The 15,193-nt window shown below is 41.1% G+C and carries 15 protein-coding genes; 3 read left to right on the top strand and 12 right to left on the bottom strand.

Translation table 11 applies throughout. The features are described 5' to 3' along the window. Nucleotides 1-108: 108 nt before the first annotated feature. Both QE404_RS16235 and QE404_RS16240 read right to left on the bottom strand, forming a co-directional pair. Nucleotides 109-1,200 carry a glycosyltransferase gene (locus QE404_RS16235; RefSeq protein ID WP_307452241.1) on the bottom strand — a complete coding sequence of 364 codons (1,092 nt, stop codon included), beginning with the start codon at nt 1,198-1,200 and terminating at the stop codon, nt 109-111. Further along, nucleotides 1,193-1,423: a uroporphyrinogen decarboxylase gene (locus QE404_RS16240; RefSeq protein WP_307452242.1), complete on the bottom strand. Its 231-nt coding sequence runs from the start codon at nt 1,421-1,423 to the stop codon at nt 1,193-1,195. The genes QE404_RS16235 and QE404_RS16240 overlap by 8 nt, the downstream gene beginning before the upstream one ends. Nucleotides 1,424-1,574: 151 nt before the next feature. Here QE404_RS16240 and QE404_RS16245 point away from each other — a divergent pair, with 151 nt between their 5' ends. Then, complete coding sequence (locus QE404_RS16245) at nt 1,575-4,106, top strand: ATP-dependent Clp protease ATP-binding subunit (RefSeq protein ID WP_307452244.1); 2,532 nt, start codon at nt 1,575-1,577, stop codon at nt 4,104-4,106. Between the two features lie 229 nt (nt 4,107-4,335). Further along, a complete protein-coding gene (gene mnmA, locus QE404_RS16250; protein ID WP_307452246.1) occupies nt 4,336-5,523 on the top strand; it encodes a tRNA 2-thiouridine(34) synthase MnmA in 1,188 nt (395 codons plus the stop codon). A 191-nt stretch (nt 5,524-5,714) separates the two neighbouring features. Here mnmA and QE404_RS16255 read toward each other — a convergent pair whose 3' ends face one another. Both QE404_RS16255 and QE404_RS16260 read right to left on the bottom strand, forming a co-directional pair. Next, the gene (locus tag QE404_RS16255) at nt 5,715-6,059 is read right to left on the bottom strand and encodes a hypothetical protein (RefSeq protein WP_307452248.1); all 345 of its coding nucleotides are present in this window, start codon (nt 6,057-6,059) and stop codon (nt 5,715-5,717) included. 15 nt (nt 6,060-6,074) lie between these two features. Next, a complete protein-coding gene (locus QE404_RS16260) occupies nt 6,075-6,803 on the bottom strand; it encodes a glycine-rich domain-containing protein (RefSeq protein ID WP_307452249.1) in 729 nt (242 codons plus the stop codon). Between the two features lie 113 nt (nt 6,804-6,916). Between QE404_RS16260 and QE404_RS16265 the strand changes: the two genes are divergently transcribed. After that, a complete protein-coding gene (locus tag QE404_RS16265) occupies nt 6,917-7,810 on the top strand; it encodes a hypothetical protein (protein WP_307452251.1) in 894 nt (297 codons plus the stop codon). Nucleotides 7,811-7,907: 97 nt separating this feature from the next. Here the strand turns inward: QE404_RS16265 and QE404_RS16270 are convergent, their stop codons facing one another. The 8 genes from QE404_RS16270 to QE404_RS16305 all read right to left on the bottom strand — a co-directional run bounded on the left by QE404_RS16270 (nt 7,908) and on the right by QE404_RS16305 (nt 15,014). Beyond that, nucleotides 7,908-8,651: a LytR/AlgR family response regulator transcription factor gene (locus QE404_RS16270; RefSeq protein ID WP_307452254.1), complete on the bottom strand. Its 744-nt coding sequence runs from the start codon at nt 8,649-8,651 to the stop codon at nt 7,908-7,910. A 52-nt stretch (nt 8,652-8,703) separates the two neighbouring features. Further along, on the bottom strand, nt 8,704-8,979 hold the full coding sequence (locus QE404_RS16275; RefSeq protein WP_307452256.1) for a 2TM domain-containing protein: 276 nt from the start codon (nt 8,977-8,979) through the stop codon (nt 8,704-8,706). A gap of 25 nt (nt 8,980-9,004) precedes the next feature. Beyond that, nucleotides 9,005-9,298 (bottom strand): 2TM domain-containing protein, encoded by a 294-nt coding sequence (locus QE404_RS16280; RefSeq protein ID WP_307452258.1) that lies wholly within the window; start codon nt 9,296-9,298, stop codon nt 9,005-9,007. A gap of 378 nt (nt 9,299-9,676) precedes the next feature. Continuing rightward, nucleotides 9,677-10,246 (bottom strand): methyltransferase family protein, encoded by a 570-nt coding sequence (locus tag QE404_RS16285; protein WP_307452260.1) that lies wholly within the window; start codon nt 10,244-10,246, stop codon nt 9,677-9,679. 12 nt (nt 10,247-10,258) lie between these two features. Next, nucleotides 10,259-10,579, bottom strand: coding sequence for a 2TM domain-containing protein (locus QE404_RS16290; protein ID WP_307452262.1), 321 nt, complete (start codon nt 10,577-10,579; stop codon nt 10,259-10,261). 18 nt (nt 10,580-10,597) lie between these two features. Further along, entirely contained in the window at nt 10,598-11,911 is a 1,314-nt protein-coding gene (locus tag QE404_RS16295; RefSeq protein ID WP_307452264.1) for a 2TM domain-containing protein, read from the bottom strand. Nucleotides 11,912-12,050: 139 nt separating this feature from the next. Then, on the bottom strand, nt 12,051-12,698 hold the full coding sequence (locus QE404_RS16300; protein ID WP_307452266.1) for a hypothetical protein: 648 nt from the start codon (nt 12,696-12,698) through the stop codon (nt 12,051-12,053). Between the two features lie 93 nt (nt 12,699-12,791). Continuing rightward, entirely contained in the window at nt 12,792-15,014 is a 2,223-nt protein-coding gene (locus QE404_RS16305; RefSeq protein WP_307452267.1) for a TonB-dependent receptor, read from the bottom strand. Nucleotides 15,015-15,193: the final 179 nt, after the last annotated feature.

A 15,193-nucleotide genomic window follows, 5' to 3' on the forward strand; every position in this document is an offset into this window, starting at 1 on the left:
CAAAGATAGCCAATTTTAGGAAGATATCTGGGTATCGATTTAACATAAATATACGCTTAAACCTCCCTGAATCATCCTTTTAACCTGATTTATACCCGCTCTATAAGGCTATCGTATTTTTTCAAAAATCTGCAACAGTTTGGCTTCTTCATTTTCCCAGCAAAGTACTCCTGCTGCTTTTTCCAGTTCATTCTGAAAGCTTTTACGTCCTTTAGTCAGTATTTTCCGGACCGCCTTGGCAATATTTTCCGGGCGGTGATCTTCAATAATTTCACCTACATCAAACTGATTTTTAATCTTCTCCATTTCAGGCATACGTGACATGATCAGTGGTACGCGTGCCTGGATACAGTCGAGGACCTTGTTCGGCAGGGAATAAAAATAGCTTTCGCCGCCGTTTTCTTCAATACTCATCCCACAGTCTGCGGTAAGAGTGATCAGCCGGAGATCTTCCGGTTTCAGTTTACCTAAAAACTGTACTTTATGCTGAAGGCCTTCTTTTATGACCAGCTGTTCATACTCATGCTTCCTTGGTCCATCCCCAGCTATTTTAAAAATAACTCCATCAAGATGATGCATGGCCAGGATTGCTTTGTCAATGCCACGGAACGGGTTGATCGCCCCCTGATATAGCAAAATTTTCGGATTGTTTTCCGGTATTTCAGAATTGAAATCTATTCTTCGGGGTGCATTCTGGATGACTATAGAATTCACACCGTACTTTTTTTGAAACCATTGCGCGTAGCTTCCGCTGGCGGTCAACATCAATTTTAGTTTGGGAAGGATGGCCTTTTCGGTGAACCGCCATAATTTCTGTGACATTTTGCCCTGTATGGCAGGCATTTCGGAAAATATTTCATGACTGTCAAAAACCAGGGGGATATTCAGTTTTCCGGCCAATATATAATTGGGAACCAGGACATCCAAATCATTGGCATATAAAATTACATTCGGGGATGCTTTTTTTTTCAGGATTCTGTATAGTTTCCAGTTGAATTCAAAGTAAGCGGTTTTAAGGCTTTTTGAGGCCAGCTCTATTCTCGAAAAAGGATATGGCCGGGACATGTCTTCGGCGCCGTTCCAAGTATTTCCGATCAGTTCAATATCGTACCCGTTCTCATGAAGCGTCCGGCAGACCTTTTCTATACGCTGATCGGTATACAGGTTACTGAATGCTGAAATGATCAATTTCTTACGCATCGGCTTTCTTTCCTGCCATTAGATGATACAGCTGGATAAAGCAGATCAGCCCGTTGGGAATGATCACAGGCCAGAGCATTCCGCTGAATATCCCGTAGATCACAAAACAGATGCATCCTATCAGATTAACGATCCTGATCTTTCTTACATCTTTCAGTATAAAACTCAGCACGATGAACAGCGAAGCTGAATATCCGATATAGGTTGCCGTTTCGGGATTCATAATCAAAATTTTGGGCCACAAACTTAATCATTTTCAGCAAGATAATAAAATTTTTTCTGCCATAAAGTCATTAATTGTTTTTTGGTAGAATATTTGTAATTTAGATATCGGATAAATGGTACCTCTACCTTTATTCTAATTGAGACATACTATGGATTATAAGTTTTCACAAGGTTTGAGCCAAGTGTTCAAACAAAGCAAGAGCGAAGCGAAGAGGCTGAAAAGTGAATTTCTTAATACAGAACATCTGCTTTTGGGGATTATAAAAACAGAAAACTCTGCAAAAGAAATCCTTCAGGGCCTTAATGCGGACTTAACACAGATCAGAAGAAAAATTGAAACTCTAAATACAGCAAGTCTTAATCCTGTTTCCGAGGAGGTTAGTAATATTTCCTTCACCAAGATGGCAGATCATGCCGTTAAACGTGCAGAACTGGAATGCCGGCAGTATAAAAGCAATGAAATCAATACCGTTCATTTGCTTCTCGGTATTCTGTACAAATATGAGGACCCAACCTCCAGCATCCTGGGAGCCTATGACGTTGACTACGAAGGAGTTTCAAGAGAGTATCAGACGATGCTAAAGAATTCCGGACAGGCACCAAAAATGAGTGCATATGATGATGACGATGAGAGGGAAGATTTTGAACAGATGAGAAAACCTACCGGAAACCTGGGTTCAGGAAAAAGCAAAACCCCTACGCTGGATAATTTCGGAAGGGACCTTACTTCCCTGGCCAGAGACGGAAAACTGGATCCGGTTATCGGCCGTGAGAAAGAAATCGAAAGGGTTTCTCAGATCCTTTCCAGAAGAAAGAAAAACAACCCTCTGCTTATCGGTGAACCCGGAGTAGGTAAATCTGCCATTGCAGAAGGACTGGCTTTAAGGATTCAGCAGAAAAAAGTATCTAGAGTCCTGTATGGCAAAAGGGTAATTACCCTGGATCTTGCCAGCCTGGTAGCAGGAACAAAATACAGAGGCCAGTTTGAGGAAAGAATGAAAGCGATCATGACGGAACTTGAAAAGAACCGTGATGTGATCCTGTTCATTGATGAGCTTCACACTATTGTAGGCGCAGGAAGCTCTACCGGAAGCCTTGATGCCTCCAATATGTTCAAGCCGGCACTTGCAAGAGGAGAAATCCAATGCATCGGGGCCACTACTCTGGATGAATACCGTCAGTATATTGAGAAGGACGGTGCATTAGAAAGGAGGTTCCAGAAAGTAATGGTAGAACCGACTTCTATTGATGAAACCATTCAGATCCTGAATCAGATCAAAGATAAGTATGAAGAGCACCATAATGTAATTTATACTCCGGAAGCCATTGCAGCCTGTGTAAACCTGACATCAAGATATATTACGGACCGCTTTTTACCGGACAAGGCTATTGATGCCATGGACGAGGCTGGTTCCCGTGTATACATTAAGAATATGAAAGTCCCTACTGAGATCATTGATTTTGAAAAGAAAATTGAAGAAATCAAGGAACTGAAGCAGAAAGCAGTAAAAGCTCAGGATTACCTGGAAGCCAGAAAACTGAAAGATGAGGAAGAGCGTTTACAGATGGAACTTAATTCTGCCCAGGATAAGTGGGACAAAGATGTGAAGGAGAAAAAAGAAACCGTAAGCGAAGAAAATGTAGCGGAAGTGGTTTCTATGATGAGTGGTGTTCCGGTAACCAAAGTAGGTAAAAACGAGCTTGATAAGTTAGCCGGAATGGACGGAAACCTGAACGGGAAAGTAATCGGCCAGGAAGATGCGGTGAAAAAAGTCGTTAAGGCAATCCAGAGGAACAGGGCCGGGCTTAAAGACCCGAACCGTCCTATCGGTACCTTTATATTCTTGGGAACAACGGGTGTCGGTAAAACCGAGCTGGCGAAAGTAATGGCCAGGGAATTGTTTGAATCCGATGAATCTCTGATCAGGATTGACATGAGTGAATACATGGAAAAATTCGCTGTATCAAGATTGGTAGGTGCGCCTCCGGGATATGTAGGCTATGAAGAGGGGGGACAACTCACAGAAGCCGTAAGAAGAAAACCTTATGCTGTGGTGCTTCTGGATGAGATTGAAAAAGCACATCCTGATGTATTCAATATTCTGTTACAGATCCTTGATGAAGGTCACGTTACAGACAGCTTAGGAAGAAAGATCGACTTCAGGAATACGATTATTATCCTTACATCCAACATCGGAACGAGAGATCTTAAAGATTTCGGGGATGGTGTAGGATTCGGAACTACGGCGAAGAAAACAACCTCTGATTCCAGAGCGAGAAGTACGATTGAAAATGCCCTTAAAAAAGCGTTCTCACCGGAATTCCTCAATAGGATCGATGATATCGTCATCTTCAATTCGCTTGAAAAAGATGATATCAAGAGAATTATTGATCTCGAACTGAACAAGTTATACAGCAGATTGGAGAAACTGGGTTATAAAGTTGAACTGACTGAAGAAGCCAAAGACTTTATCTCAGAAAAAGGCTGGGACAAAGATTTCGGTGCAAGACCACTGAAACGTGCCATTCAGAAGTATATTGAAGACCTGTTAGCTGAAATGTTGGTTAACAAACAACTGAATGAAGGCGAAACTGTAATTCTTGATCTGAATGAAGCTAAAGATGGACTGGCAGGAAAAACTTCCAAGTCTAAGAAATCTGCAGCGGAGAAATCTTCTTAATAAAAGATTAACTTAACTCAAAATAGGCAAAGCACCGGAAGTTTCCGGTGCTTTGCTGTTTTATAAGGTTATCAAATAATTTTAACCTGTACTTTAATCATCATATTCTGTTAAGATTTATCGTTTTTATCGATGTTTAATATCATCCCTTTTTTACGACTCTATTTAATTGTATTTTTGCGGCATCAAACTAAGGACTCCCGTTAAGAGTTCCGTAAAATTGAATCAGATGAAAGTAGTTGTAGGATTATCAGGAGGCGTGGATTCCAGTGTGACCGCCTACCTGCTCCAGCAGCAGGGCCACGAGGTGGTGGCTCTGTTTATGAGAAACTGGAATGATGCTTCAGTAACGCTGGAGGATGAATGTCCCTGGATTGAGGACAGCAATGATGCCCTGATGGTGGCCCAGAAACTGGGGATTCCGTTCCAGGTCATTGACATGAGCGACCTGTATAAAGAGCGCATCGTAGATTATATGTTCGCCGAGTATGAAAAAGGAAGGACTCCGAACCCGGATGTCCTGTGCAACCGGGAGGTGAAATTTGACGTATTCATGAAAACGGCGATGTCACTGGGAGCGGATAAAGTAGCCACGGGACATTATGCAAGGGTCACTTCGACTTTTGATGAAAATGGTAAAGAAATATTCCATCTTCTTGCAGGCAAGGATAATAACAAAGATCAGTCATATTTCCTGTGTCAGCTAAGTCAGGACCAGCTATCGAAAGCACTGTTCCCGATTGGTGAGCTGACCAAGCCTCAGGTAAGGGAAATCGCTAAGGAAATAGGCCTGGTAACCGCTGATAAAAAGGATTCCCAGGGGTTATGCTTTATCGGTAAAGTAAGCCTTCCGCAATTTCTTCAGCAGCAGCTGGTTCCTAAAGAGGGTGAAATTGTAGAAGTTTTCAGGGATGCTCCGCTGTTTGCGCAGGAAGTTCCTCAGTTTTCCTCCCGGCAGGAGGAACTGACTTTTCTAAGCACCAAAATCCATTACCAAAAGTCTGACGGAAAAGTAATCGGAAAGCATCAGGGAGCCCAGTTTTACACGATCGGACAAAGCAAGGGCCTTGGTATCGGCGGCCATAAAGAAAGCTGTTTTATCATCTCCAGAGATATGGAAAACAATATCCTTTTTGTAGGCGAAGGGCACAGTTTCCCCGGATTATACAGAAGGGCCCTGAAAATTGATCGTTCGGAAGTGCATTGGGTCCGGGAAGATCTGGCCCTGAAAAATGGCGAGTCTAAAGATGTGATGGCGAGGATCCGCTACAGGCAACCCTTGCAAAAAGCGGTGTTGCATCAGTTTGAAAGTGGTTTATATATTGAATTTGAAGAGCCGCAGTCTGCTATTGCAGAAGGACAGTTTGCTGCATGGTACCAGGATGACGAGCTTCTGGGAAGCGGAGTGATTTCATAAAGAATGATCGTCCTGTAACAGATTTTGAATCGTTAAACGTACTTATTAGTTACAGTTGATCAAAAAGTCGGAGGAAAACCTCCAAAAGATGATCGAAGATACTTATTTTAATATCCCAAAAACCGGAGCATTTTTGTTCCGGTTTTTATTTTTTTGATCAAAAGCAGATTAAGGTTCTCATATCTTATTTTTCAGCTTTCTTTTGAATATATCCTGATGATGGCTGTAAAGACAATGACTTGGATTATCAGCATTAGTATCAGAAGCCCTACAGGTTTTCCAAGGTAAACTCCTTTCACAAATTTAATTGCCCCGAAGATAAAAATAAAAACACCAAAAACAACGGTGGTTTTGGAAAAGGATCCTTTATAAAACTTTGCGAAAAGCAGGGTAATGTACCATCCAAAAAGCAATATGGAATAGAAACTGAGAAATTCAGGGCCTTTTAAGGCAAACGGATTTAAAGTCTGATGCATCAATCCAATCCAAAGAAGGCTGATAAGCAAGGATGTAGCCTGAATAGTCGTATTTTTCATAACCTCATGTTTTAATTAATCGCCCCCACATCCCCCACATCCCCCGCAACCTCCACAACTTCCACAACCGCTATGGCATGAACTTCCGCCACTGCATGACCCACCAAAGCTACTGTCTCCCCCATTGTTATGACGATCGTTATCGCCATTCCTGTTCCTGAAGATCACTGAAAAGAAGAATATCAGCGGCAATGCTATAAAAATGATTTCCTGCAAGGCATCGGAATTATCTGCACATGAGCTTAATATCAATAAAAATAATAGTAAGGATATCAATCTGATGGACACCCCAAATTTCCTGTTACTGAACTGAAAGCCTTTCGAAGCTGACCATATATCTGCCGGCGGCTCCTGCTGAAAAACCCGTTTATAAGCGTCCAAAGTACCCTGCAGCAATTTTTTGTGTCTCCTGTGTTCAGAAATACCTCCTTGCGATGGGTGATGGTGGAGTTTCCGCCGCAGGATCTGCGGGCAGAAAACATCCCAGTAAATTTTAGTATACAGCAGATGCATATGCCAGACTTTATCCACCGTTTCACTGGGCGAGGCACCTTCCGGCAGCACACAGCACAAGTAGATAAATTTCTTATATTCTTGTATGGCTTTTATGGTAAATTCAATTGTCCACTTTTCTTCTTTCGCAAGCTTTTTTGAGAACGGGAAACTGGCCCCGTGTTGATCCAGTGAGAAATTCTGAAGCCTGTTCCAAAGTGTATCGTTTTGCAGAACATTCTGTGTTTCCATTGTTAGATTTTTATATTCACTCAAATATCTTTTATCCGGTCAATATAAAAGTCTTACAAAAGCATTTTTAGATCTTAAAATAGTCTTATATTAGTCTTAAGAATTATAGGGCAATGAAAGAGGATATTGTGCACCTTGAAAAACTTGTCAACTATCTTGGCCGGCATTTCTTAAAGAAAGCCTGCTGGGAAGACATTTCTAAAACTGAATGGTCTTATATTGTTGATGAGCTTAATGAGTTAATCGTTAAAGAAAATTCTGAGAAAAATATTCGGAAGAAGCCGGATCTCTTAGGTTCTAATTACCTGTATGAGCATCTGATCATCAATAAATTAAAGAAATACCATCAGAATCAACATGCCCGGATCGGCAAACCTAATCTGGCTAAACTTAGTCTCATTGTCAAGGCATTGGGATATGCCAATTACATCGATTTTATCAATTCCAATACGGAATCGTTCAACTTCAACGACCTGCGGATCGATATGCAGAATGTAACGCCAAATACAGCACTTCTGGAGCGTATGGTAGGCTGTTGGTATTCTTACAACCGGAACCTTCCGGAAAATCCGTCTCAGACAAAGGATAATCGAATCTGGCGGTCCGCCACTGAAATTTATAAGTCGGAAACTACCGGAGAATACTTCATTGAGAGAAGCGGCGGGGACCGGCATAAGTATTTCGGTAAGGTAACCGCCTATTCAGATTATATTTTCATCATCATGAACAGCAATACGTTTATCCGGCAGCGGCATTTTGTTTCAAGAGTAAAAGACAGCCATGAAAAGCTGAAAAACCCAGAGTATAAGTTCCATGAATTGCATTTTATAAGTACATGTATCAGTTTTAACCAGGAGCCTATTGCCCTGTTTGAAATTTTCCAGAAGGCAGACCGGAAAAACTTCGTTCCGGATTCCACCAGCTTTCCTATTGACAGCGATGAAATCCCAAAATCCATCATACAGCAGCTTGAAGATACCGAAGCGAACAGGATCGACTTTAAATAAGCCTTAAACGACAGAGCACATCACAATGCCTAAGTCCGGTCTTACATCCTTACAATCCTGTCTGAAATCTGATGCCTGCTATCTGACATCTTAACCTTTACCTCATCAGCCAATCCTTAAAATCCTTCACCCGGTCACGGCTGACAGTAATTTCATCTTCAGGCTGAAATTCGAGCTCCACTTTATAGTATGGAGACGTATGGATATTTTTGATATGGTCTGAATTGATGATAAACTGCCGGTTTACCCTGAAAAACTTATTGTCATCCAGCACATCCGCCAGTTCATCAAGGGTAAAATCTGAAGGATAGGTACGTTCCTTCGTCTGAAGATAGACGATTTTATTTTCACTGAAAAAACAGCTTACTTCATGGGTCTGGACAATTTTCAGGTTGTACCCGATCTTGACCAGGATCCTGGAAAGAGTACTTTTATCTTCCTTGATCAGCTGTTTTATTTCCTGTGAACTCACTGCATTTCCGGAGGGAATAAAGGATTTGAATTTTTCCACTGCACCGGCCAGGTCTTCGTCCAGGATGGGCTTCAGAAGATAATCGATGCTGTTCAGCTTAAAAGCTTTCAGCGTATACTGATCAAAGGCGGTTGTATAAATGATGAATGCTCTGGTGGGAAATTCCTGAAAAATATCGAAGGATAATCCGTCTCCCAGCACAATATCAGAAAAAATAAGCTGAGGATGTTCGTTTTCAGAGAACCACTGTTTGCCCTCTTCCACAGATTCTATCCTGGCCACGATTTCGATATCGGGAAAAGTACCCAGCATACGTTCAAGCTTTCTTAAAGCCGGTTTTTCATCTTCAATAATAACCGTTTTGATCATTGTTTATCTCTGTTTGATTTCTGAATTAAAAGCGACTGAAAGTTCCGGCATATTAAAATTTAACCGGGTCCTTATGTTTACCCATTTCTTTTTCTACAATGCTTCTTTCCCAGTCGGCATCAAAGATAAATAACTTTACGGCTTTTACCGTCAGAATAATTCCCCAGATCAAAAGAATAACTGATCCATCCCAGTGTGAAATATTGAAAATTCCTTTTTTAAATAGGTCATCGGAAAAAATAACGATGGAGACGATACCGAACCATAGAAGGCTTTTATAAAACCTTTTCAGCTCTTTTACTCGTTGTTGTGCGTGATAATAATCCATGATAATTTATTTTACGGTTGTATAATTAAAAAGTTTTTGCCTGTTTTTGCTCTTCGTCCATCAGTTCCCTGATCTTCTTTTCTTCCCAGTTTCTCCCGATCCCGAAAGTACTTACTCCATGGGCAGCGATCCCTATTCCCCATCCCAGCATCGGCCAGAAAAACCAGAGATTCTCAGGGGAAGTCAGCAGGTTTAAAACGACCAGGAAAGGGATGACCAGGCAGTAAGAAGTCAGGTTGCTGTAAAAGCCTTTGATTTCTTTCACTCTTCGGGCTGCCTTCTCGTATGCCCTGCTTTCTGTGTTGAATGATGTTTCCATTTTTTTATTGTTTAGATTAAACTGTTTGTTTTTGTTGAGACAAATGTAGGTCAATGTTCACCTCCGGATCAATTTTAACTGACCGAACCGTAGAAAATGAATGCCGAACGGTGAAAATGGCTGTCAATCCGTATAAGCATTTATGAAGCTGACAAGATAAGCAGAGGAATTTCTTAAAGAGCCGTATTGAGGATTATAAAATGATCTATTGCAGGCAGGGCATACAATAGATCATTTTAATGGCAAAAAGTATTAGCTTAAAATAAGTGTTCAAAGGCTGAAAATGCTGACTATAATTTCTCTACACAAGTAACTATCAAAAAGATCCATTGCGGAGCTGAAAAAATTAATCTGATGAAAAATATCCGATTTAAATTTTTAATATACAAAAGGAATCAGTTTCTTTGTTTTGCGCCTGTATTCCAGATATTCTTCCCCGAACTGCTCAATAAGCGTATCTTCCTCGATCTTAATCCTGTAGCTGAAAGCGATGAACGGAGGAATAAATGCAAAAGCCAATGACAGCCAGTTGTTGAGGTATAGTCCCAGGCCTAAAGAAGTAAGCAGGGAAAATGTATAGGATGGATGCCTCAGATACCTGTAGAATCCTTCTTTTTTGATGGTGTGGTCTTTCCTGATCGTTACATCAACGGTAAAGTATTTACCCAATGACCGGATGATGATAAACCGGACAATAATTCCAATCAGAATCAATGCTTCTCCCAGGTACAGGATCCAGATATCATGTGCAATTGGAAACCTGGTATAATAAGACAAGGTTACCGCACTGATAATAGAAAACGGAATGGCCATCCAAAGGAAATTCAGGGTAGACCGGTCTTTGTCTTTCCGGTCTGTTTCCCCGGATTTTAAAATGTTCTTATACAGGAATTCACTGAGGAACCAGGCCAGCATAGAAACGGCAAAGATAATCTGTAAAGTATTCATGTGTTTACTGTTTTATTTTAATCCGTTCCGGGCAGCCATTTCCTCGTCCATGAGCTGTTTGATTTTCTTCTCCTCCCAATGGTTTCCCAGAATGAAATTAGGAACAAATACCCGCAATCCGCATACCAAAACACCCATTCCCCAGAACAGCGGAAGGCTGAAATATTTGAGGTGCCAGATGGTCTGGCCCGGTTTCAGTTCGCGGTAATTGGTGATTAAGATGAATATGTTCACCACGAGATATACAAAGAGGAAAATGTAGAAATTCTTGATTTGCTTCACTCTTTTTTCTGCCTGCTTGTAGCGGATATCATCCTGGCTGATCTCTTCCATAAATTTGGTGTTTAATGATTATTTATTCTGTTTTTCTAAAATTTCCCGGATCTTTTTATCTTCCCATCTTTTACCCAGGCCAAAAGCACTCACTCCGTGAGCGGCGACGCCAATCCCCCATCCTAACATCGGATAATAAAACCAAAGGTGGTTCGGGCTCGTAATCAGGTTAATGATAACCAGTGACGGGATTACAATGCAATAGGAAGTAAGGTTGCTGTAAAAACTTTTCAGTTCCTTTACACGCTTCTGTGCCCTTTCGTAAGCTTTATCTGAAGTATCCGTTTTGATACTGATTTCATTAGGTTTACTGACCAGCACCGGAAGTTTAACTTTAAAATAGTCTTCTGATTTTTCAATGAATACATTTCTTTTCGTCAGCAGTGAGTAGCGCTGGACAATATTAGCCAGTCCAATGCCTGAGCTTTCCTTGATCTGCTCCCGGACCTGAAGATTGTTTTCAATGCAGAGTGTATCATTTTCAGAAAATATTTTAATGATGAGCGGCCTTGATGAGGTGGCAAAATTATGCTTGATGCAGTTTTCCAGCAACAGCTGTAAAGAGAGCGGAACCACGAATCTCCGGTAATCTTCTTTTCTTACATCAAATATAAAATCTACACTGTCTTCAAACCTGGTTTTCAACAGCTCGCAATATGTCCTGGCAAATTCAATCTCATCTTCCACCGTGACCAGCTCTTTATCTTTCTGCTCTAAAACATACCTGTAAATCTTTGACATTGAGACTGTAAACTTCTGGGCCTGGTTTGGGTTTTCATCAATAAGGGAACTCAGAACATTCAGAGAATTGAACAGGAAATGCGGATCCAGCTGATTCTTTAAGCTTTCAAACTGCGCATTGGCTGATTTGGCAATGAGCTTCTGCTCTACAACTTCCTTGCGCGAAGTTTTTTTCAGTTCCTCCATAAATCCTTTGGCATGCAGGAACGCTGAAATAAGAAGGGCGATATTAATCGTAAACCAGTTGATGAAGCTGAACTTTCCCGAAAAATATTCTTCGGTAGTCGCAGCCTTCTGAAAAACGACAAAATTCATATAGTTGCAGAAATAAACCATTATGGTATTCGCGATAAGAATCGATACAATGCTTATAATGGCCCTCCTGGTAGTGGCTTCAGACCACGGAAATCTTTTGTTGAGGAAATCATTGATATAGCTGTTTCCCATAGCCAACACAAAGGAATACATAAAACATACAACAACGGTAAGCAGAAAATTATTCAGCGTCTTTTCATCTGTAAATCCAAAGAAAAAAATCATGGATGTTGCCAGTGATATCCAGCATAAGGTAATAAGGTTCCTGCGTTTCATAAATGTTTTTCCTGGTTCAAAATTAATCTATTAGAGTATTTACGGCAATTATTTTCTCCTGAACAGTCATTTTTGCAGACTGAATAGTATAAAAAAACCTTCCGTAACGGAAGGTTATGTTTGATTTATGGCAAACCGCTTATTTAGCCTGGCTTACAAAATATTCCGCTTCAGATTTTCCCCAGTTAGGATCCAATGCTGTTTTCGAAGTATAAGATTTGAATTTGTTAAGGGCATCTTTAAACATTTCCATCCCTTTTACTTTGCTTCCCCCGTACTGTTCCGGCATGAAATAAATATCTTCAGCTTTGATCAGGGCAATCCTAGGGTTATTCGGATCTAGCTTTTCAGCCTTTTTAAGTTCTTCAGCAGCTTTTGCACCATCGGTCATATACCTCTGCTGAGGATTTACCATCATTTTCAGGGAATAAGCCATTTTGCTTAACAGGTGGATTTCCGCATTGTCGGTAGGGGCAACATGGGAAGCTGCTCCAATGTATTTCTCTGCCTGCCCAGCAATGAAATCAAGATCCTGAGTCTTACCCTGCTGCATCAATACTCTTCCCTTCTGGATGTTGGCCAGCGCTGCATAATAGAACGGAAGCCAGTTATTTTCGTCTTTTCCAGCGATTCTGTGGAAATCGTTCGCAAGAGCCTGGAATTCTTCCGCTGTTTTAGCCGTTTCTATCTTGGCCACTTTTTCAGTCATTACTTTTTCATAATCAGTCTGTGCAAAGGCTGTCAAGCTTACAAAAGCCAGTGCAAAACTCAATAAATATTTCTTCATTTTTTCAATTTTTTTAAGGTTACTGTATAATTATTCAAAGATATATATTTAATTTATATAATAAAATCATTACCTATATTGATTATTCATCATTTACAAATTATTATTGATCGCATCTTCCGTCTTATCCACACCGAAACTGATAAAGGCTCCGACAAAAACAAAGGTATTGGAAGGCGGAACAACGGCAGAACTCCTGGACCCGTCACCGGAGAAGTTATATCCATAGATATTTTTAGTGCCTAACATGTTAGAGATGCTGAGAACAAATATGGTAAATGCTTTTGCATCTTTCTTTCCGAGGTTCGGCAGGTAGTTGAAGCTCAGGTTTAGTGAGCTGTAATCCTTTAGTCTTCCTTCATTACGGATGATATTGTTATTCTGCTGGCTGACAATATCATAGTATGGCCTTCCTTTAGCATAAGTGTAGGACAGATTTACCCCCAGTTTCCATTCCGTAATAAATCTTTTGGCGACTGCAGACAGCGTATGTTCTGAAGCAAAATTGGGTTTCAGGCTTACCGGATAGTTCATGAAATCCCTTTTGGAATCCAAATAAGAATAGCTGATCCAGTAGTCGATATTCTTAAAGGTTTTTTTATCCCTCCAAAAAAATTCTGCTCCTTTGGCATAGCCATAACCATCATTGTTAAGGGCCGTTTGAATCTGCTGGTTCTGACTTTCCCCGGGATTTATGGTAAAGGTTTTGATCAGCTGGTCATATTTTTTGTAAAACGCCTCCAGCCTCAGGCTTCTCCCTTCTGACGCCCTCTGGATCTGGAAAATATAATGCTGTGACTGTTGAAATCCAAGGTTTGCAGGCGCATTAATGTATCTGCTTTCAGGATTCTGGTAAAAAAGCCCATAGGCAATGGAACTGGTCCAGTTCTTATCCAGACGGTAAGCAAGGGCAAGCCTGGGTGCAATATTACTTTTATCAAGAAAGGATGAGTGCTCTGCCCGTACGCCTATTTTTGCAGACAGCTGATTGCTGAAGCCCAGGTCTGATTCTAAAAATGCAGCGGAGATCAGATCATTATATTTTTTGTTTACCTGCTGAAAATGAAGCTTTTCATCTGAATTATTGAACTCAAGGCCACCCCTCAAGGCACTGATCCTGTTGATTTTCCTTTCCAGAACAGTTTTGATATTGATGTAATTCCCGTCTGTCAGCAATCGGGTCCGGGTAGATTCCTGATCTGCAGTCTCCGTTGAAAAATTAAGGTCTGAACGGTTGTAAGAGTACGAGCTCCCTATATTCAGCAGGTATTTCCCGAATTTCTGCCTGAAAGACAGGTTATGATAAGTATTTGCGCCTTTCAGCCGTACCAGGGAAGCATCGTATTGAGGTTCCAGGCTTTCTGTCTTCACTGCCATTCTGTTCATATCGTATTTCCCGTAGTATTTAAAAAATCCTCCCGATTTTGTCCTGATCCTGAAGTTAAGGTCTCCGCTCAGGCTACGCGGAGATTCTGTAAAGTCTGTATTGAAATGCAGTATGTTCTGCATCAGTTCAAGATTGGAATAGCCTACGGTTGCTCCATAAGAATAGTTCTTGTTATTGCTTAAACGCTGGAATCCTGCGTCAATGAATATCGGCGAAATTCCGAAATCATAGGAACTTTCATCCGGCAGGTCCACACTTTCCAGCATCAGTGCTCCGGAAAGTGCCTGCCCATATAAAGCTGAATAGCCACCGCTGGAGAATATGTTTCCTTTGAAAAGAGAGGTGTTGAAACGGTCTCTTCCTGCTATGCCCGGTACGGAATTGGAAAAATAGTTGTTGATGAGGCTGCCGTCCATAAAGATTTTGGATTCGGCCCCGGTTCCACCGCGGATAAACAGGCCTTCTGACTCCCCTACTTTCTGTACCCCGGGAAGGTAGGTTAATGCAGAGGAAATCTGCCCGTCTGCTCCTGCAGTAGTATAAATATCAATAGGCGTCAGCAAAGCGGTAGCCCTTTTCTTATCGCTTGCCTCAATAGATCCTGCGGAAACCACTACGGCATCTATCTCATTGATCTGCTCTTTCAATTCTGCATTTACCGTGATTGCCTGGTCCTGGATCTCCACCGGTTTCTCGACATCATTGTATTTCGGATGGGTAAAGGTTATTACCTGGCTTCCTTTTTCAGCGGTATCAAAAGAGAAATTCCCTTCCGCATCAGTAGTTGCACCGTCATAAGTGTTTTTTAAAGTAACGTTCACATCTGCCACTCCTTTATTTTTATAGGTGACTTTACCGGATATTTTGATCTGGGCAAAGCTCAGTATACAGGATAAGAAAGAGAACAGAAATAATAGTTTTGTTTTCATAGCTGTTGATTACGGTTCAAAAGTAGGATGAAATTCTTTGGCAGATAAATTTTTGTCCCCGAACGGTAATTTTTCGGACCTGAACGGTTGGTTTTATTTCTTTGTACAGAAAAGTAACCCGTTCCAGGAAAGAAATGTGAGCCTAAGGTCTAATAAGTACGGTAAACTACCCCTTCATT

The sequence above is a fragment of the Chryseobacterium camelliae genome, assembly GCF_030818575.1.
Taxonomy (GTDB): Bacteria; Bacteroidota; Bacteroidia; order Flavobacteriales; family Weeksellaceae; genus Chryseobacterium; species Chryseobacterium camelliae_A.